Source organism: Chelativorans salis (assembly GCF_025336525.1).
Classification (GTDB): domain Bacteria; phylum Pseudomonadota; class Alphaproteobacteria; order Rhizobiales; family Rhizobiaceae; genus Chelativorans; species Chelativorans salis.
On the sequence record NZ_JAOCZP010000004.1, the window covers coordinates 117,550 to 135,470 of the forward strand.

A 17,921-nucleotide genomic window follows, 5' to 3' on the forward strand; every position below is an offset into this window, starting at 1 on the left:
GCGATGGCGGACAATGTCGTCGGCACGATCACCGACCCGAGCTTCCTGATCGCTCTTCTGGTCTCCATCGCCGTGTTCGCCACTGTATTCACGCTGCTGCCGGTGACGGGCGGAGACAATCTGCGTTCACGTATGAAGTCCGTGGCGCTGGAGCGCGACGAACTGAGGGCCAGGCAGCGCGCGCGTCTGGCCGCCGAGGCCGAGACCAAGCGGCGGGGTGGCTTGCGTCAGACCGACACATCTTCCATGCGCAGCATAGTCGACCGCCTGGACCTGCGCCGCGCCCTTGCTGACGAGGCGACGCTCGCCAAGCTCCGGGCGGCCGGCTTTCGCGGCCAAAACCCGCTGACGAAGTTCCTTTTCTTCCGTCTCGTGCTGCCCTTCGTCGGCGTCACGCTTGCCGTTTTCTATGTCTTCGTGCTGGGGGCGCTTCCCGAGCAGCCGCTTTTCATCAAGGTCTTCGTTTGCATCCTGGCGGCCTATGCCGGCTTCTACCTGCCAGTGCTTTACGTTTCTAATAAAGCAACCAAACGAAAGCAGTCCATTCAGATGGCTTGGCCGGACGCGCTGGACCTCCTCCTGATATGCGTGGAGTCCGGCATGTCGGTGGAGGCTGCCTTCCACCGCGTATCCCAGGAAATCGGCTCGCAGTCAGTGGCGCTGGCCGAGGAATTCGTGCTCACCAATGCCGAGCTCTCCTTCCTGCAGGAGCGCCGACAGGCCTATGAGAACCTCGCCGCCCGCACGGGGCTGGAATCGGTAAAAAGCGTCAGCCAGGCGCTCATCCAGGCCGAGCGCTACGGAACGCCCGTGGGTCACGCGCTGCGTGTGCTCGCCGAGGAAAGCCGAGAGGCGCGCATGAATGCGGCGGAAAAGAAGGCGGCCGCCCTGCCGCCGAAGCTGACCGTGCCCATGATCCTGTTCTTCCTGCCGGTCCTCTTCGCCATCATTCTCGGTCCCGCCGGCATTCAGCTTTCCCAGAACGGACTCGTCAACTAACGCTGTGCCTCGGGTCGGGCGGCCATGCCAGGTGGTTGGTGCTCAGGCGTGCTCATGCGTAGCGCAGTCGGCGCAGTCGCCGCTGATCTCGATTGTCGTCTTGGCCGGCTTGAAGCGGTGGGCGCGCACCCATTCACCCAGCCGCTCCTCTACTGCCATGTCCGAGAACTCGTCCACCTTTCCGCATGTCCGGCAGATGGCGAAGGCGGTCATCTCGTGCCTGTGTCCGTGGGGCTGGCAGCAGGCGACGAAGGCGTTGATGCTTTCCAGCCGGTGAACGAGGCCGAATTCCTGCAACTTTCCAAGCGCACGATAGACCTGCAGCGGCGCGCGAAAGCCGTCGTCGCGCAGCCTGTCCAAGATGGTGTAGGCGCTGAGCGGCCCCTCCGCCTTATCTAGGGCTTTGAGTACCAGTGTCTGGTTCTTGGTCAGTTCGGGATGGGAAGGGGACGTCATGAAGTCTCACCCGTTTCGCCGGTGCCGCGTCCTTCCGGCAGCCGCACGAGGCTCAAGAGAAAGAGGACCAGCGCCACAACCACGATGGAAGGCCCCGACGGCGTATCGAAACTGAGCGAAGCCGAAAGCCCGCCGACTACCGCTAGAACGCCGGCCAGCGAGGCAGCAATCGCCATGCCCTCGGGTGTGGCGGCGAAGCGGCGTCCGGCGGCCGCCGGTATGATGAGAAGCGAGGTGATCAGAAGGATACCGACGATCTTCATGGCAATGGCGATGACGGCGGCCATCAGCAGCATGAAGACGAAGCGCGCCCGCTCCGGCCGCAGGCCCTCGGCCTCGGCGATCTCAGTGTTCACGGTGGCTGCCAGAAGCGGCCGCCACAGCCAGGCGAGCACGCCGAGCACCAGCGCCCCGCCGCCATAGATCATGGCAATGTCGAAGCGCGACACAGCCAGGATATCGCCGAAGAGAAAGCCCATGAGGTCGATCCTGATCCAGCTCATGAAGGCAACCATGACCAGCCCCAGCGCCAGCGTGGAGTGCGAAAGGATGCCCAGCAGCGCGTCGGTCGACAGCGCGCCTCGCCGTTGCAGGAAGAGGAGGGCTACCGAGGCCAGCGTGGCGACAATGAAGACGCCAGCCATCAGGTTGATCTGGAACAAGAAGGCGAGCGCGACCCCGAGCAGCGCCGAATGGGCCATCGTATCACCGAAATAGGCCATACGCCGCCACACAACGAAGCAGCCGAGCGGCCCTGCCGTCAGCGCCAGGCCGACACCGGCCACCATCGCGCGCGTGAAGAAATCATCCAGCATCACGTTCTTCCTTCGCGCCCCCCGCGTGATCGTGCGCGTGATGCTCCTCGCAATGCTCTGCGACCGTGCCATCGGTCAGGCGCACGCGTCCGTCAGGCAGGTGCGTGTGATCGTGATGGTGGTGGTAAATCGCCAAGGTATCGCCCGCGCGCGCGCCGAACAGCCGAACATATTCGGGGCTTTTCAAGACGTTCTCCGGCGTGCCGCGGCAGCACACGTGGCCGTTGAGACAGATGACCGTATCCGTTTCGGCCATGACGACATGCAGATCGTGAGAGATCAGAAGGATGCCGCATCCCGTACGGTCGCGGATTTCGCGGATGAGCTGGTAAAGCGCGATCTCACCGGAGAAATCGACCCCTTGTACCGGCTCGTCGAGCACCAGAAGATCCGGCTCGCGCACGAGCGCGCGGGCGAGCAGCGCGCGCTGGAACTCGCCGCCTGACAGCGTCTGCACCTCGGCACCCGCCAGATGCGCGATGCCCGCCGCCTGCAACGCCTCATCCATCTTACCGCGCGTAAGCGGCCCGGTAAGCCGCATTAGCCGCTCGACGCTGAGCGGCAGCGTCCAGTCGACCGACACCTTCTGCGGCACATAACCGACCTTGAGCGCCGGCTCGCGCCGCACCGTGCCTTCGTCCGGCGCGATGACGCCGATGGCGGTTTTCACGGTCGTGCTCTTGCCGGAGCCATTCGGGCCTATGAGGGTGACGATCTCGCCGCGGCGCACGGTGAGGTCCACCCCGCGCACAAGCCAGCGCCCGCTGCGGCGAACGCCGGCATTTTTCATCTCGACCAGCGGCCCGGCGCTTCCTGCCGTAGATTGCAGCATTTCTTTTCCTGCACCTTCTTGCCAATGCATATGGCACACGTTATAGCGTTACGCAATCGGAATGTAATACCATAACACTCCCGAATATCTTCAAGGACTGCAAAACGAGGGAAACCCGGATGTTGAATCGCTCCCGCTCGCTCCTTCTCGCCTCGGCGCTCGCCACTGTGTTCTCCGCTGCTCATGCCAATGCCACGGAGGGCGTCGTCGCTTCCGTTAAACCCATCCATTCGCTGGTCGCTGCGGTGATGCAAGGCGTCGGTGAGCCGCAGCTCCTGGTCAAAGGCGCCGACTCCCCCCATACCTACACAATGCGCCCCTCGGAGGCCGGCATGCTGCAGGAGGCAAAGGTCGTCTTCTGGGTCGGTCCCGGATTGGAGACCTTCCTGGAAGGCCCGCTGGAATCGCTGGCAGGCGATGCCATGACGGTCGAACTATCGGAAACGCCCGGCCTCACCCTACTGGAGCCGCGCGAGGGCGGCGCCTTCGAGGCGCATGCCCACGAAAAGGACGACGACCATCACGAGGAGGAGGCGGAAGCCGGTCATGATCATGACGAGGGCGGTCATGAGGACGCGCACGAGGAAGCGCACGCCCACGAGGGCGATCATGAGGAAGCACACGGCCATGACGAGGAAGAGCATGAGGCGCACAGCCACGACGAGGCGGATATGCACCTGTGGCTCGACCCTGAGAACGCGCGCAAGATGGTAAGGCGCATCGCCGACACCCTTTCGGAGGTCGATCCAGACAACAAGTCGGCCTATCAGGAGAACGCCGCCGCCCTCGACGCCCGCTTCGATACGCTGCTTGCCGAGACGAACGAAAAGCTCGCGGCCGTCCGCGGAAGACCCTTCGTCGTCTTCCATGACGCCTATCACTATTTCGAGCGGCGGTTCGACATACCCGCCGCCGGTTCCATCACCGTGAGCCCCGATGCACAGCCGGGGGCGCGTCGTCTCAGCGAAATTCACGACAAGATCGCCGAGCTGGACGCCGCCTGCGTCTTCAGCGAGCCGCAGTTCGAGCCGAAGGTCGTCCAAGTGGTGATCGAGGGCACCAATGCCCGTTCCGGCGCACTCGACCCCCTCGGCGCCGATATCGAGGATGGCCCCGAGCTCTACTCTACACTCATCGGCAATATGGCAACGGCGCTCGCGGATTGCCTCTCCGGGAAGTGATGATTCCGGAATTCCGGCCGGCCAGCCGGCCTAGAATGATCCTGCGGCGGGCTTCCGCCGCAGGATCGAATGGTCAGTGGCGCGCAAGCCAAGCGTCGATTTCGCGCTGTGCCTCTTCTTCGGCCTTGCCGTAGCGCTCCTGAATGCGGCCAGCGAGCTCGCGGCGATTGCCCTTGATGACGTCAAGATCGTCATCGGTGAGCTTGCCCCATTGCTGCTGTGCCTTGCCCTTGAATTGCTCCCAATTTCCTTCGACTTGGTTCCAGTTCATGGCTGTGCTCCTCTACAGTGACTTTCCGACGCTCAACGCCGTGGCGCGCTCTGGGTTCCGGCTGAGAAGGAAGTGCTTGCTTGATTGCACAGCCGCCCGCCAGCGCTTAGCTATATCGGCAGATGGGAACGCCGATGAACACCGCAACCGCCTCCTTCCGGCCGCCGGCGCCGAGCCCGCGGCAAAAGCCGCCTTCCACGCTACAGATGATGCGTATCGTCTACCGCAATCCGCTGGAGCTGTGGGGGGAGCCATCCTACAACGAACCGTGGATTTCGATCAGCGGCGGCATCGGCGGACCGCTCCTCATCGCTAATGACCCAGGCCTGATCCGCCATGTGCTGGTGGACAACGCGAAGAACTACAAGATGGCGCGCGTGCGCCAGAGGATTCTCCGCCCCATCCTGCGTGATGGCTTACTGACCGCCGAGGGCGACGTCTGGCGACGTTCGCGCAAGGCCATGGCCCCAGTCTTCACCCCGCGCCACATCGCCGGTTTCGCAGGACCCATGCTAAAAGAGGCTGAAGCCTTCGCCGCGCGCTACGAGGAGAGAATCGGCGGCACCACCGACGTTTCGCGTGACATGACGATGCTCACCTTCGACATCCTCGCCGAGACACTGTTCTCCGGCGAGATCGCCGGTGAGCCGGACGGCTTTGCCCAGCAGGTCGACCGCCTGTTCGAGACCATGGGCCGCGTCGACCCGCTCGACCTTCTCGGCGCTCCTGACTGGCTGCCGCGTGTCACCCGGATTCTCGGCCGCAACTCGCTCGCCTTCTTCCGCGACATCGTCGCCCGTACCATGGAAATGCGAAAGGAGAAGCTGGCGCGGAAGGACGAAGCGCCGGAGGATTTCCTGACCCTCCTGCTCCGCGCCGAGGGGCCCGATGGCCTTACCCGCCAGGAGATCGAGGACAACATCATCACCTTCATCGGCGCCGGTCACGAAACGACGGCGCGGGCGCTTGGCTGGACCTTCTATTGCCTCGCGAACCTGCCGGAGGAGCGGGCCCGCATCGAGGCTGAGATAGACGCGGTGCTCGCCGCTGAGCCGGATCCGGTGAAGTGGCTCGACCTGATGCCGCTCACGCGCGCCGCCTTCGAGGAGGCGATGCGGCTTTACCCACCGGCCCCTTCACTCAACCGCGAGGCCATCGATGAAGACACCTACGCAGACCTGGAGATCCCCAGGGGCATGCAGGTGCTCGTCATGCCCTGGACGGTGCACCGCCATCGCAAGCTTTGGGACGATCCGGAGGCATATCGCCCTTCGCGCTTCCACCCCGAGAACCGAGATGAGATCGACCGCTTCCAGTATCTCCCCTTCGGCGCCGGTCCTCGCGTATGCATCGGTGCTACCTTCGCCATGCAGGAAGCGGTCATCGCAATGGCCGTCCTGATGTCGCGATACCGCTTCGACCTTCTGCCCGAGACCAAACCCTGGCCGGTGCAAAAGCTCACCACACAACCGCAAGGCGGCCTGCCTATGCGGGTGAGCCGGCGCGGCTGAGGCACTGCCGGAAACCACCATCAAGCCAGCGCGAAAACGCGTGCCGGCCCGCCCGACCCACCTCTTACCTTCGGTGCACCGACCACCAGCGTCGCTCCACTTGCCGGCAGGGATTCCAGATTGGCGATGCATTCCAGACCCCAGCGCCCGGACGGCAGCCAGCTGTAGTGCACCGCAAAATCCTGCGAGGGTCCATGGTCGAGCGACAACGTGTCGACTGCAATGCCCTTGGTGCCCGTCTCCTCCATCAGCATCTCCGTCGCTTCGATATGGAAGCCGGGGAAATGCATCGTCTTGCCGTCGTCTCCGACATTGCGGAACATGTCGCTCGAAACATGAGCACCCCAACCCGACAGCATGGCCACGCAGGCTCCGTCGGGAATCTCGCCGTTGGCAGAAATCCACGCCTCGATATCGCCCGGCGTCACCTGCGCATCCGGGTCCGCCGACGCCTTCTCGCGGATGTCGATGATGGCGAGTGGGCAGACGAGATCGCCCACCGGGATTTCCGCCACCGACAGGCCATCCTCCGAGAAATGCAGCGGCGCATCCACGTGGGTGCCCGTATGTTCGTTGAGGCGCCACTCGTTGATGTTGAACTTGTGATCCGCGTAGTTGAACTTCTGGTCGATGAAGAGCTGCTGTTCCCCGAAGTAGGTGGGAAAGCCTTCGTGCAACTCATGAGTCATGTCTTCCACCCTGCCCGCGTCCTGCGCAAGCAAAGGCTTCGGCATGGACACCGCTGCAGCGGCGGCTCCTGCGGCGGCGGACGTGCGGAAGAAATCACGACGGCTGAGCATGCGCGATTTAACGCTCTCGGTGACGCAATGATGACACATGGCGCTCATTCCCCTGCTGGCTGTTTGAAGGGAACAGAATGCGCCTGCGCCCAATTCGGTGCAAGGGCTGGGTTAGCCGCCGGCGGTGTAGATGTTTTCCACGTGCACCGGCCAGCGCCGCGGAAGCACGGCCACCAGATCATAGCGCAGGCTGAGGCGGGCATGGTGTTGCTGGCGGGCGAGCCACAGGCTTGCGGCAGCGTCGATCCGCCGCTGCGCCATATATCCCACCGCCTCCATCGCCTGTTCCAACGTCGGCCGCGCCTTCACCTCGACGATGGCGATGAGATTGCCGCGCCGAGCTATGAGATCTATCTCGCCAAGAGGCGTGCGAAAACGCCGGGCGATTATGCGGTAACCCTTCAGCGTCAGGGCAAGGGCTGCCAGCCACTCCCCGCGGTGGCCCTTGCGGTAGGCATGCTGCCGTTTCTTCAGCCCGTCAATCCCCACCCCGCCCCTCTTTCAAGTCCAGAAGCCGCTGGTAGAGCTCCGACTTCCTCCCCCCCGTCATGCGCGCGACCTCCCCCGCCGCCTTTGCCGCCGGCATCTCGGCAGCGAGCGCCAGAAGCAGCCGATCCGTCTCCTGCGAATCCGCCGGTCCCGCCTCTCCGGGTGGCGCCACGCAGATTACCACTTCGCCCTTCGGCGCACCGGCTTCCGCATAGTGCGCGGCAAGGGCGTCCAGCGTCCCCCTCCGTACCTCCTCGAAAGCCTTTGTCAGCTCCCGCGCCACCACCGCTTGACGCTGGCCAAGGACGCTTTCCATAGCTCCCAGGCTCGCTGCCAGCCGCCGCGGTGACTCGAAAAACACGAGTGTCGCCGGCACCGCTATGAGGGCTTCAAGCCGGTTTTCACGTTGTTTTGACTTGGTAGGAAGAAAGCCGGCGAATAAGAAGGAATCCGTCGGCAGGCCGGAGGCCGTGAGCGCTGTTAGCACAGCCGAAGGACCCGGCACCGGCACCACCCGCAGCCCCTTTTCCTGCGCCGCTTGCACCAAACGAAAACCGGGATCGGAGACGAGTGGCGTGCCGGCATCGCTGGCGAGCGCCACGCTCTTTCCCTCCTCGATCGCCGCGATCAAACGCGGAGTGGCCTCGGCCTCATTGTGCTCATGATAGGCTGTCATGCGCCGGCGGATGCCGTAGCGCTGCAACAGGATCCGCGTCACCCGCGTGTCCTCGCAGGCAAGCACATCGGCGCCGGAAAGTGTCTCCAGCGCGCGCAGTGTGATGTCGGAGAGATTGCCGATGGGCGTAGCGACGAGGTAGAGCGCGGGTTGAAGCGGCGGAGCGGCAATATCCGCTCCGCCGACGATAAAGCTCTTCGGCTTTTCCGCTTCTCTCGGATTCACGCCCGCCCTTCCGTGGCAGCTTTCCCCATACCAAGTTCTTTGGCATGGCTGCCCAGTGGTTGCAAACGTGCCCCTACGGAATGATAGCCGTCAGATTGGCCTCAACGGCGCGGAAATAGACGGGAGAGCCGTCACAATGGCAATTCAGTGCAGGCTAACCGGCTGCAGGTCATTCTCGAACGCTCCGGCGAGCGCGGCGTCGCGGGCGTCTGCCAGGAGAATAGGTTTGCCGTCAGCGGCGAACAGGGCCCACAGCTTGGTGCCCGGCGCCATATCCGGTACGCCCGGGAACTTGCCCTTCAGGTCCTCGGCGTCCATCTCGCGCATGTAGGCGATTGCGCCTTCGCCGATATGGGCCAATTGCTGCTGGGTCACGGTAATCTTGTGTTCGTTCTCAGTCATGTCAGCCTCCTATTTTGCGGGCCGTCCATAGTGGCCCAACCCGCCAAGAGCCTCTTTGGTTGCGGCGAAAGCGCCGCTTCGCGCAGACGCGGTCAATCCTTCACCGAAATGTTGATTTTCTGCACCAGCCTTTCTGGCTGGGGCCTGTCGAGATCGATGGCCAGAAGCCCGTTTTTTAGCTCTGCGTTCAGGACTCGCATGCCATCGGCCAACACGAAGACGCGCTGGAACTGGCGCGCAGCGATGCCGCGGTGCAGATATTCGCGCTCGGCATCGTCGTTCTGACGACCGCGCACGACGAGCTGGTTTTCCTCGGTCGTGACCTCCAGGTCCTGTTCGGCGAAGCCAGCTACCGCCAGTGTTATGCGTAGGCGCTCGCTCCGCCCTTCCGAATTGCGGATGCGCTCAATATTGTACGGAGGATAGCTGTCGCCCGACTTGGCGATCCGCTCGAGCGTCTTTTCCATACTGTCGAACCCCAAAAGAAGCGGGTTCGAGAAAGGCGTCATGCGCGTCATCTGTTCCTGTCCTCAAAGAGCGACGTGGACAAGCAAAAACCCGAATGGCGTTTTTGCCCTTGGCCTTGATATGGTTGATTACTTTTGCGGATTCAAGAAGGATTGGAGGACCTGTGGGGCAGGCACGAAAGATCATTGTCGATACCGATCCCGGCCAGGACGACGCCGTGGCGATCCTGCTGGCGCTGGCGAGCCCGGAACTCGACGTACTGGGAGTAACGGCGGTGGCCGGCAACGTGCCGTTGGCGCTGACGGAGAAGAACGCACGCAAGATTTGCGAGCTGGCCGGACGACCGGAAATAAAAGTCTATGCCGGCGCCATCCGCCCCATGGTGCGCAAACTGGTGACGGCCGAGGAGGTGCACGGCAAGACCGGACTGGACGGACCGGATCTGCCGGAGCCTCAAATGCCGCTGATGGAGGCGCACGCGGTCGACTTTCTCGTCGATACGCTGATGGCGCACGAGGCGGGCGAAATCACGCTCTGCACGCTGGGGCCGCTCACCAACGTCGCGCTGGCGCTGGTGCGCGAGCCGAAGATCGCGCCGCGCATCAAGGAGATCGTCATGATGGGCGGCGGCTTCTTCGAGGGCGGCAATGTCACGCCGACGGCCGAGTTCAACATTTATGTTGATCCGCACGCGGCCGATGTCGTGTTCCGCTCAGGCATTCCCATCGTCATGATGCCGCTCGACGTCACCCACAAGGCTTTGACCACGGAAAAGCGCGTCGCCGCCATCCGCAATCTCGGCACGCGGGCGGGCATTGCCACGGCCGAAATGCTCGAATTCTTCGAACGCTTCGACGAGGTGAAGTACGGTGTCGACGGTGGCCCGCTGCACGACCCCTGCGTGATCGCCTATCTGCTTGAGCCGAATCTCTTCCAGGGACGCACATGCAATGTGAGTGTGGAGACGGGCTCGGAACTTACCATGGGCATGACGGTGATTGATTGGTGGGGCGTGACGGACCGGCCGAAAAACGCCCTTGTCATGCGCGACGTTAATCATGACGGCTTCTTCGCGCTGCTGACGGAGCGGCTGGGGCGGCTTTAGCGGTCTAACGCGCCCGCGCGAAGGCGAGCCACAGACCGCCCCCGATAAGGAAGGTGCCACCGATGCGCCCGATGCGGCTCATGGCGCTTGCACCGAGCCTGCGGCCGATGCTGCCGGAGGCAATGGCGTAGCTGCCGTCGGAAACCAGGGAGAACAGCAATGCAGTGCCGCCGAGGACGGCGATCTGCAGCACATGATTGCCGGCCGGATCGATGAATTGCGGCAACAGCGCGCCGAAGAAGAGGAGTTGCTTGGGATTGCCCAGGGAAACGAGGAGGCCCTGCAGGAAAAAGCCGCGACGCGGCTTTGCCACCGCGGTGTTACTTGTCGGCTCGCCACTCGTGCGGATCATCTTCCAGCCGATCCAGCACAGATAGCCTGCACCAGCCAGCTTAACCCAGGTGAACCAGTGACCGGCCAGCTCGATGAGCGACGTCAGCCCAATGCCGGCTACGGTGATCATGACCGTAAGGCCGGCCAATGTGCCGCCGACATTCAGGAGGCCTGCGCCGACGCCGTGGCGCATGCCGTTGGCGACGATCAGCATGTTCGTTGGACCGGGGATGACGGTGGCAACGAGGCAGACGATGACGTAGGCGGTGTAGGTTTCGAGCGACATCCGAGGCGCCTCCCTTTCCGCACAGGATGCATAGCGGCGGCAAGTTGTCCAGCTTACCGCGCCGCTGCCGCATCTACATCAGCGCGGATGGGAATGGCCGGTTGGGCACCGGGCTGCAGGCAGGCAAGCGCACCGGCCACGGCGGCCCGGCGCAATGCCTCCTTGAGCGTCAGACCCTCGGCAAGGCCTGCCGCCAGATAGCCACAAAAGGTATCGCCCGCGCCCACCGTATCGACAGGGGTGATGGAAAGGGTGGGAACGCGAAGAAAGTCTTCCGGGGTGGCCGCCACGACGCCATCCTTGCCAAGGGTGACGACGATTGTGCGGCCGGTATCCTTGGCGAAGGCATGCATCCGCGCCTCCCGGTTCTCACCGTCGAGCGCCAGGGCTTCCGCGTAGAGCTCGAACTCCGTCTCGTTGGCGACGACATAGTCGGCAAGTGCGAGAAAACCAGCCGCCTCGGCATGAAAAGGGGCCGTGTTGAGGAGCGAGACGGCACCCACCGCACGCGCGGCCTCAAGGGTGGCTTTCACCGTTTCAAGGGGCACTTCATGCTGTAGGAGCACGAATTCGCTCGGCCGGAAGGTTGCCTGCTCCACGTCCTTGGGCAGAACCTGCCCATTGGCGCCCGGGATGACGGCGATCATGTTCTCGCCATCGCCGCCAACGAGGATGACGGCCGTACCCGTGGCGGTGTCGCGTTCCTTCACCGTAGAGAGGTCGACGCCAGCCTCCTTAAGGAGTGCTGTGGCCTCGCCGGCAAAGGCATCGCTGCCGACCGCGCCAACCATGCGCACGGACGCCCCGGCGCGGCGGGCGGCGAGCGCTTGGTTGGCGCCCTTGCCGCCGGGAGCGGTGGAGAACTCGTCTCCCGGCACCGTCTCGCCGGGTCCGGGCAGCCTTTTTACGCGGGCGATGAGATCGAGATTGATGGAACCGACGATGGTGATCACGCTTGAGCCTCCGGCGAATGTGCGCCGGAAGCTAACCGCTTTGCGGTGAAGGTCAATCTCCGTTCACGCAACCGCCTGAAGCTGGCAGGCTTCCCAGCCGAGGATAGCGCGCTTGCGCGTTAGGCCCCAGTGATAGCCGGTCAGCGCACCGGACTTGCCGAGCGCGCGATGGCAGGGCACGACGAAAGACAGGGGGTTGGCGCCAACGGCAGCGCCCACGGCGCGGGAAGCGCTGGGCTTGCCGATCTCGGCGGCAATCTCCGAATAGGCGCGGGCGCGACCCAAGGGGATCTTCAAGAGCGCCTCCCACACGCGCACCTGGAAGTCGGTGCCGATCAGGACGACGCGCAACGGCTCCTCCGCGCGCCAGCGCGCCGGGTCGAAGACGCGGGCGGCATAGGGAGCGGTGGCGGAGATATCCTCAACATAAGCGGCGTTCGGCCAGCGGGAACTCATGTCCTTGAAGGCCGCCTGCTCTTCGCCGGGATCGGCGAAAGCGAGGCCTGCCAGGCCGCGGTCCGTCGCCATCACGAGGGCCAGACCGAAGGGGGAGAGGTGATAGCCGTAGCGGATGACCAACCCCTCGCCGCGCGCCTTGTATTCGCCCGGCGAGATGGCCTCGTGGGTAACGAACAGGTCGTGCAGGCGGCCCGGGCCGGACATGCCGAGCTCCAGCGACGCCTCCAGAAGCGGCATGCCGTCGTCGAGCAGGCGACGGGCATGGTCGAGGGTGACGGCCTGTAGGAATGTTTTCGGGGAAAGCCCCGCCCATCGGGTGAAGAGCTTCTGCAGGCCCGTCGGTGTCTCACCGACATCGGCGGCAAGCGCTTCCAGCGAGGGTTGGTCGCGGTAATCGAGGCTAATCTTCTCGATCACGCGGCGGACGATCTCATAGTCGTTGCCGACCGGCGTGACATCGCGTTCAAGAATGGCAAGTTCTGCGTTCATGGCATCTACTCCTTGAACGCCAATGTGCGAGGAAGGCATGCGCGGCTCCACCCGATTCTTGCCTGTTTAACGGCCCTTTGCAGTGGCGAGGGCGTGGCTGAAGGCCTGGGCGAAGCTCTCGCGCTCTTCCGGATTCAGGAAACTGCCCAGTAGCACCCGCTTTTCCCGCGCCTCGACGGCCATGCCGGTGATGCCGATCTCGGTATGCCTCTGCACATTGAAGCGGGCCCAGAAGGGGTTGAATCTGTGCTCTTCGGAGCGGCCGGACGGCAGCACCTTGCGGATATCGAGGCTCACCCGCGACAAGGACACCTCCTCGCGCGCACGTGCTGCGCGGTAATTGATACGGAAGGCGATGTAGAGAGCCAGGATATCGAGGCCGAAGAAACCGAAGACGGGCCAGGCACCGATGCTCAGGAAAAGTGCGCCGACGGTGACCCAGATAAGGACCAGAGCGGCCATCAGGACGGTAAATCCCGTATGACCCAGCGAACGATGGGGAACGAGCAGTGCCTTGAAGAAAGGCTGATCGGCGGCATTCTTTTCGTCCATCATTCGAATTATAGAGGCAGGATGCAAAAGCCCAAGCTCGAAAATTCCGCGCCCGCGAAGCCGAAGGCATCCCGAAAAGCCGCAAGCAAGAAGGCGCTCACCGCCTACAGCCGCCAGCAGATCGAAGAGATATTCCGTCGCTTTCGTGTGCAGCGCCCGGAGCCGAAGGGGGAACTGGAGCATGTGAACCCGTTTACGCTGCTCGTGGCGGTCGTTCTGTCGGCGCAGGCGACCGATGCGGGGGTGAACAAGGCGACCCGACCGCTCTTCAAGATCGCCGACACGCCTGAAAAGATGCTTGCCTTGGGCGAAGAGAAGCTGAGCGGCTATATCCGCACCATCGGGCTATGGCGCAATAAGGCGAAGAACGTGATCGCGCTTTGCGAAGCGCTGATCCACGACCACGGCGGCGAAGTGCCGGGCGACCGCGAGGCGCTGACGAAGCTGCCCGGCGTTGGGCGTAAAACGGCCAACGTGGTGCTCAACATGGCCTTCGGCCAGCCGACGATGGCGGTTGACACGCACATCTTCCGCATCGCCAACCGCATTGAGCTGGCGCCGGGAAAGACACCGGACGCAGTAGAGCGGAACCTGCTCACTGTCGTCCCGGGCGAGTTCCTGCGCCACGCTCATCACTGGCTCATCCTGCACGGGCGCTACGTCTGCAAGGCGCGCAAACCGGACTGTCCGGCCTGTGTGATCGCCGACATCTGCAAGGCGCCCGAAAAGACGACCGCCGTGCCGGCGCCGCTGCAGCCCTGGGCGCCGATTGAGGCGAAGCATGCGGCAGAAGAGGCTTAGCCACGCGCCATCATGGCCGCGAAGATGGGGATGAGGGCAAAGACAGCCACCTCTGCCTTGAGAAATCGGCGCATGGCAACGATTTCCACATCGGGCACTGTGTGGTCGCCACCGGCGTTTGCGCGGCTCCATTTCAAGATGCGCATGGTGGGCCTGATGGAAAGGATGCCGACGCCTGCGAAGGCTGCCATCTTGGCCCAGAATGCGCCGTTGGTGACGTAGTACTCCCAACCCTTCAACCCGAAGATGACGCGGCCGACGCCGATCGCGATAATCGCGAGTGCCAGCAAACCATACATGCGGTCGATATGAGCGAGCACCTTCAGATTGCGGCCTGAAAGGCCATTGCGCATCAGCACGAATTCCCCAGCGAGCACACCGGCAAGCTGAAAAACGAGCAGATGGTGCAGGATGGCCAGCAGAAGATCCGTCAGCATGCTTTTTCCCTTTGCCAGCAGGAGTTCGACGTCATCGATGAGGAACGGGCGAACGCCCGGCGCGCAGTCATGCACCCTTTCGATTGCACCACAAGACCGGATTTGCCAATCTCCCGCCATGGCGCTGCAACGTCCACTCAACCCCATGCCTGACGACGTGCGGGCTTCCCTCGAAGCCAGAGGCCTGACAACGGCTTATGAGGCGCGGCCAGCTTACCAGCGCAACGACTATCTGGACTGGATCGCCCGCGCCAAGCGGCTGGAGACGCGGCAGAAGCGGCTCGACCAGATGCTGGACGAGCTGGAGCGCGGCGGCGTCTATATGCGGATGCGGTGGTCGGGCTAAAGCATCGGCCCGAAAATCGGAATCGATTTTCGGAAAGCACGATGCGTAGATTCAAAGACTTAGAGCGTCCTTTGTGCGCCCGAACGGCGCTCTAAGCGTCAGGCTGTGCTCTGCCGCGCCGAGATCATCTTGTGGAGATGCACCATCATCGCCGCCGCAAAAAGCGGCGTCAGCAGGTTCAGGAGCGGTACTGCCAGGAAGGCGGCAATCAGAAAGCCGGCGAGGAATATCGTGCCGGCATGGTGGCGGCGGAGCGCCTTCGCTTCGGCTTCACTGCGGAAGCGCATGGCAGCGAACTCGAAGAACTCGCGGCCCAGCAAGTAGGCGTTGACGACGAAGAAGATGACGAGGTTCACTCCCGGCACAAGTAAGAGCAGAAGGGCGGCGAGATTGGCCAGCACGACAACGCCGAAGAATTTAAGCGACATCCAGATGGCGGGCACCAGGGGCACCGCCTCACCCGGCGGGTCCTGAGGGTAGCTCACCGTCTCCACCGCCTCGGCGACATCATCGAGGAAGAGGCCGGCAACAACGGCGGTGATGGGGGCAATGAGGAGCGCCAGGGCAAGCGCGAGGCCTATGCCCGCCGTTACCGCCGCCAGCACGCCGAGCCAGCCTGCCCAGGCCGGCAGCCCCGGCAGCAGCGCGTCGAGCCAGGGCATGGCGAAGACCTCGAACAATTCCTTGAAGGCAATCCACAGGCCAGCAAGGAGGAGGAGCGTGAGGCCGAGCGACTTGAAAAACGCGCCGCGGAAGGCAGGGGTGAAAAGCTGGCTGGCGGCAGCACGCGCGGCATCGAAAATCATGAAGAAGCCTTCATCGAAACGCGAGGTGAGCCCGCGAGATAGGCGGCAACGGCGGCTGGCGCAAGCGGCACATGCATATATGCCGGTCTTGCAAATCTCAGTCGAGACGATAAACCCGCCGAAACCTCCCGCCGTTCAGGCTTGAATCTTGGAGATCTAGATGAGTTCGTTTGACGTTTTGTGCATCGGCAATGCCATCGTGGACATCATTGCCCGGTGCGACGAGCGGTTTCTGATTGAGAACGACATCATCAGGGGCGCCATGAACCTGATCGACGTCGAACGCTCGGCGCTGCTTTACGAGCGCATGGGGCCGGCCATCGAGACGTCGGGGGGAAGTGCGGGCAATACGGCGGCGGCCGTAGCCGGACTAGGAGGCCAGGCCGCCTTTTTCGGCAAGGTTTCGAGCGACCAGCTTGGCGAGATCTACACGCACGACATCCGCGCCCAGGGCGTGTCCTTCGATACGCGGCCGCTTCCGGGCCATCCGCCGACGGCCCGCTCCATGATTTTCGTCACGCCGGACGGCGAGCGCTCCATGAATACCTATCTCGGTGCTTGCCTCGAACTGGGGCCGGACGACGTGGAGGAAGATAAGGCGAAGGGCGCCAAGGTCAGCTATTTCGAAGGCTACCTGTGGGATCCTCCACGCGCCAAGGAGGCGATCCGCATGACGGCGGAGATCGCTCACGCGGCCGGCCGCGAAGTGGCCATGTCGCTCTCTGATCCCTTCTGCGTCGACCGCTACCGGGGAGAGTTCCTGGAGTTGATGCGCTCGGGCAGCGTCGATATCGTCTTTGCCAACGAGCATGAGCTGATGTCGCTCTACCAGACGGCATCCTTCGAGGCAGCGCTGGACGCCATCCGCGCCGATTGCCGGCTGGCTATCGTCACGCGTTCGGAGCGCGGCTCGATCGCCATGACGCGGGAAGAGAACGTGGCGGTGGACGCGGTCCCCGTGGAAAATGTGGTGGACACGACCGGCGCGGGGGATCTTTACGCCGCCGGTTTTCTGTTCGGCTATACGCGCGGCCGCAACCTCACCGACTGCGCCCGGCTCGGCTCGCTGGCGGCGGCTATGGTGATCCAGCAAATCGGACCACGCCTGCAGGTGAACCTGAAGGAGAAGGCGCAGGAGGCGGGGCTGCTCTAGAAGTGCCGCCGTTGGGGAGGAACGAGGACCCAGGACAATGGCCGAAGGCGGTCTTACCATTCAGCCGGGTGTCTATGTCGCTGAGGACGAGCTGGAAGAGCAATTCATCCGCTCCTCCGGGCCTGGCGGGCAGAACGTCAACAAGGTAGCGACGGCGGTACAACTGCGCTTCGACGCCGCTCATGCACGCCACCTGCCGGAGCGCGTGCGGGTGCGGGCGCTGAAGCTTGCGGGTAGCCGGGCGACCAAGGAAGGCCAAATCGTCATTGAGGCGGGGCGCTACCGCACGCAGGAGCAGAACCGCGCCGATGCGCGAGCGCGCCTCACCGAACTCCTGAAAAAGGCAGCCGAGCCGCCGCCGAAGCCGCGTAAGAAGACAAAGCCCTCGAAAGGGGCGGTCGAGCGACGGCTAAAGGCGAAGGCGGGACGGGCGCAGGTGAAGAAGATGCGCGGCAAGATTCCGCCGGAGTGAATACCACGCCGCCAACCCGGCATTTTTTTCTTCCGAGAGTTTTGCGATTGAAATATTGGTCGGTTAAATATCTCTCGGGGGCGCAGTTTCAACCGGAGAATTTCAATGGGCATTTTCGATTTCGTGAAATCGGTCGGCACCAAGCTGGGTGTCGTGGAGGAGGAACCGCCGGCAGCGAACGCCGTGAAAAAGGAACTCGACTCCCATAAGCTCGGCACCGACAAGGTGGACGTCGAACTACAGGGCGACAAGGTCGTGCTGAAGGGCGAGGTGAAAGATCAGTCGGCGTTCGAGAAGGCGGTGATTGCCGTCGGCAACACGCTGGGCATCTCCAAGGTGGAAGCCACCGAGTTGAAGGTGGGCGGCGCGGCGGCAAAGGATCCGGTCTTCCATACGGTGAAGAAAGGCGACAACCTTTGGAAGATCGCCGAGGCGCATTACGGCAAGGGCAACGGCGCCAAGCACACGGTCATCTTCGAAGCCAACACGCCGATGCTCAAGCACCCCGACAAGATCTATCCTGGCCAGGTTCTTCGCATTCCCGAGCTTTAAGAAAGCGCGCGCAGGCGCCATATTGGCATCGCGATGAAACGTCCTGGCGTGG

At 63.3% G+C, this 17,921-nt stretch carries 24 protein-coding genes; 9 read left to right on the top strand and 15 right to left on the bottom strand.

Annotated elements, in window-relative coordinates; all coding sequences use genetic code 11:
- The first annotated feature begins 3 nt into the window (after positions 1 to 3).
- Positions 4 to 999, top strand: a complete 996-nt coding sequence (locus N5A92_RS14245) for a type II secretion system F family protein (RefSeq protein ID WP_260903871.1) — start codon at positions 4 to 6, stop codon at positions 997 to 999.
- 42 nt (positions 1,000 to 1,041) lie between these two features.
- Here N5A92_RS14245 and N5A92_RS14250 read toward each other — a convergent pair whose 3' ends face one another.
- The 3 genes from N5A92_RS14250 to N5A92_RS14260 are packed head-to-tail and all read right to left on the bottom strand — an operon-like array spanning position 1,042 to position 3,102.
- Positions 1,042 to 1,455, bottom strand: coding sequence for a Fur family transcriptional regulator (locus tag N5A92_RS14250; RefSeq protein WP_260903873.1), 414 nt, complete (start codon positions 1,453 to 1,455; stop codon positions 1,042 to 1,044).
- Positions 1,452 to 2,270 carry a zinc ABC transporter permease subunit ZnuB gene (znuB, locus tag N5A92_RS14255; RefSeq protein WP_260903875.1) on the bottom strand — a complete coding sequence of 273 codons (819 nt, stop codon included), beginning with the start codon at positions 2,268 to 2,270 and terminating at the stop codon, positions 1,452 to 1,454. The genes N5A92_RS14250 and znuB overlap by 4 nt, the downstream gene beginning before the upstream one ends.
- Entirely contained in the window at positions 2,260 to 3,102 is an 843-nt protein-coding gene (locus N5A92_RS14260) for an ATP-binding cassette domain-containing protein (protein ID WP_260903878.1), read from the bottom strand. Before N5A92_RS14260 ends, znuB begins: the two co-directional genes overlap by 11 nt.
- Before the next feature lie 119 nt (positions 3,103 to 3,221).
- Here N5A92_RS14260 and N5A92_RS14265 point away from each other — a divergent pair, with 119 nt between their 5' ends.
- Positions 3,222 to 4,283 (top strand): zinc ABC transporter substrate-binding protein, encoded by a 1,062-nt coding sequence (locus tag N5A92_RS14265; RefSeq protein WP_260903885.1) that lies wholly within the window; start codon positions 3,222 to 3,224, stop codon positions 4,281 to 4,283.
- Between the two features lie 73 nt (positions 4,284 to 4,356).
- Here N5A92_RS14265 and N5A92_RS14270 read toward each other — a convergent pair whose 3' ends face one another.
- Positions 4,357 to 4,554, bottom strand: a complete 198-nt coding sequence (locus N5A92_RS14270) for a CsbD family protein (RefSeq protein WP_260903886.1) — start codon at positions 4,552 to 4,554, stop codon at positions 4,357 to 4,359.
- 134 nt (positions 4,555 to 4,688) lie between these two features.
- On the opposite strand from N5A92_RS14270, the gene N5A92_RS14275 reads away from it, so the two are divergent.
- Positions 4,689 to 6,065, top strand: a complete 1,377-nt coding sequence (locus tag N5A92_RS14275; RefSeq protein WP_260903896.1) for a cytochrome P450 — start codon at positions 4,689 to 4,691, stop codon at positions 6,063 to 6,065.
- 20 nt (positions 6,066 to 6,085) lie between these two features.
- On the opposite strand, the gene N5A92_RS14280 is transcribed toward N5A92_RS14275, so the two are convergent.
- From N5A92_RS14280 to N5A92_RS14300, 5 genes are all read right to left on the bottom strand, one after another.
- Entirely contained in the window at positions 6,086 to 6,904 is an 819-nt protein-coding gene (locus tag N5A92_RS14280; protein WP_260904685.1) for a cyclase family protein, read from the bottom strand.
- A 72-nt stretch (positions 6,905 to 6,976) separates the two neighbouring features.
- Positions 6,977 to 7,354 (bottom strand): YraN family protein, encoded by a 378-nt coding sequence (locus tag N5A92_RS14285; protein ID WP_260903899.1) that lies wholly within the window; start codon positions 7,352 to 7,354, stop codon positions 6,977 to 6,979.
- The gene (gene rsmI / locus N5A92_RS14290; protein WP_260903907.1) at positions 7,344 to 8,255 is read right to left on the bottom strand and encodes a 16S rRNA (cytidine(1402)-2'-O)-methyltransferase; all 912 of its coding nucleotides are present in this window, start codon (positions 8,253 to 8,255) and stop codon (positions 7,344 to 7,346) included. The genes N5A92_RS14285 and rsmI overlap by 11 nt, the downstream gene beginning before the upstream one ends.
- A 144-nt stretch (positions 8,256 to 8,399) precedes the next feature.
- The gene (locus N5A92_RS14295; RefSeq protein WP_260903909.1) at positions 8,400 to 8,657 is read right to left on the bottom strand and encodes a BQ00720 family protein; all 258 of its coding nucleotides are present in this window, start codon (positions 8,655 to 8,657) and stop codon (positions 8,400 to 8,402) included.
- 92 nt (positions 8,658 to 8,749) lie between these two features.
- Positions 8,750 to 9,175, bottom strand: coding sequence for an Hsp20 family protein (locus tag N5A92_RS14300; protein WP_260903912.1), 426 nt, complete (start codon positions 9,173 to 9,175; stop codon positions 8,750 to 8,752).
- Between the two features lie 113 nt (positions 9,176 to 9,288).
- Here N5A92_RS14300 and N5A92_RS14305 point away from each other — a divergent pair, with 113 nt between their 5' ends.
- Positions 9,289 to 10,230, top strand: coding sequence for a nucleoside hydrolase (locus N5A92_RS14305; RefSeq protein WP_260903915.1), 942 nt, complete (start codon positions 9,289 to 9,291; stop codon positions 10,228 to 10,230).
- 4 nt (positions 10,231 to 10,234) lie between these two features.
- Here N5A92_RS14305 and N5A92_RS14310 read toward each other — a convergent pair whose 3' ends face one another.
- The 4 genes from N5A92_RS14310 to N5A92_RS14325 all read right to left on the bottom strand — a co-directional run bounded on the left by N5A92_RS14310 (position 10,235) and on the right by N5A92_RS14325 (position 13,302).
- Entirely contained in the window at positions 10,235 to 10,849 is a 615-nt protein-coding gene (locus N5A92_RS14310) for a LysE family translocator (protein ID WP_260903917.1), read from the bottom strand.
- Positions 10,850 to 10,902: 53 nt separating this feature from the next.
- On the bottom strand, positions 10,903 to 11,802 hold the full coding sequence (locus N5A92_RS14315) for a ribokinase (RefSeq protein ID WP_260903919.1): 900 nt from the start codon (positions 11,800 to 11,802) through the stop codon (positions 10,903 to 10,905).
- 63 nt (positions 11,803 to 11,865) lie between these two features.
- A complete protein-coding gene (locus N5A92_RS14320) occupies positions 11,866 to 12,750 on the bottom strand; it encodes a bifunctional helix-turn-helix domain-containing protein/methylated-DNA--[protein]-cysteine S-methyltransferase (RefSeq protein ID WP_260903920.1) in 885 nt (294 codons plus the stop codon).
- 66 nt (positions 12,751 to 12,816) lie between these two features.
- Positions 12,817 to 13,302 (bottom strand): DUF2244 domain-containing protein, encoded by a 486-nt coding sequence (locus N5A92_RS14325; RefSeq protein WP_260903922.1) that lies wholly within the window; start codon positions 13,300 to 13,302, stop codon positions 12,817 to 12,819.
- A 21-nt stretch (positions 13,303 to 13,323) separates the two neighbouring features.
- Between N5A92_RS14325 and nth the strand changes: the two genes are divergently transcribed.
- Positions 13,324 to 14,103, top strand: a complete 780-nt coding sequence (nth, locus tag N5A92_RS14330; RefSeq protein ID WP_260903923.1) for an endonuclease III — start codon at positions 13,324 to 13,326, stop codon at positions 14,101 to 14,103.
- Here nth and N5A92_RS14335 read toward each other — a convergent pair.
- Positions 14,100 to 14,540, bottom strand: a complete 441-nt coding sequence (locus tag N5A92_RS14335) for a DUF2214 family protein (RefSeq protein ID WP_260903924.1) — start codon at positions 14,538 to 14,540, stop codon at positions 14,100 to 14,102. The genes nth and N5A92_RS14335 overlap by 4 nt on opposite strands.
- A 118-nt stretch (positions 14,541 to 14,658) precedes the next feature.
- Between N5A92_RS14335 and N5A92_RS14340 the strand changes: the two genes are divergently transcribed.
- Positions 14,659 to 14,886, top strand: coding sequence for a YdeI/OmpD-associated family protein (locus N5A92_RS14340; RefSeq protein ID WP_260903926.1), 228 nt, complete (start codon positions 14,659 to 14,661; stop codon positions 14,884 to 14,886).
- A gap of 98 nt (positions 14,887 to 14,984) precedes the next feature.
- Here the strand turns inward: N5A92_RS14340 and N5A92_RS14345 are convergent, their stop codons facing one another.
- On the bottom strand, positions 14,985 to 15,692 hold the full coding sequence (locus N5A92_RS14345; RefSeq protein ID WP_260903927.1) for a sulfate transporter family protein: 708 nt from the start codon (positions 15,690 to 15,692) through the stop codon (positions 14,985 to 14,987).
- 160 nt (positions 15,693 to 15,852) lie between these two features.
- Here N5A92_RS14345 and N5A92_RS14350 point away from each other — a divergent pair, with 160 nt between their 5' ends.
- From N5A92_RS14350 to lysM, 3 genes are all read left to right on the top strand, one after another.
- The gene (locus N5A92_RS14350) at positions 15,853 to 16,845 is read left to right on the top strand and encodes an adenosine kinase (protein ID WP_260903929.1); all 993 of its coding nucleotides are present in this window, start codon (positions 15,853 to 15,855) and stop codon (positions 16,843 to 16,845) included.
- A gap of 37 nt (positions 16,846 to 16,882) precedes the next feature.
- Positions 16,883 to 17,317, top strand: a complete 435-nt coding sequence (gene arfB / locus N5A92_RS14355) for an alternative ribosome rescue aminoacyl-tRNA hydrolase ArfB (protein ID WP_260903931.1) — start codon at positions 16,883 to 16,885, stop codon at positions 17,315 to 17,317.
- Positions 17,318 to 17,422: 105 nt separating this feature from the next.
- Positions 17,423 to 17,869 (top strand): peptidoglycan-binding protein LysM, encoded by a 447-nt coding sequence (gene lysM, locus N5A92_RS14360; RefSeq protein WP_260903932.1) that lies wholly within the window; start codon positions 17,423 to 17,425, stop codon positions 17,867 to 17,869.
- The last annotated feature ends 52 nt before the right edge of the window (positions 17,870 to 17,921 follow it).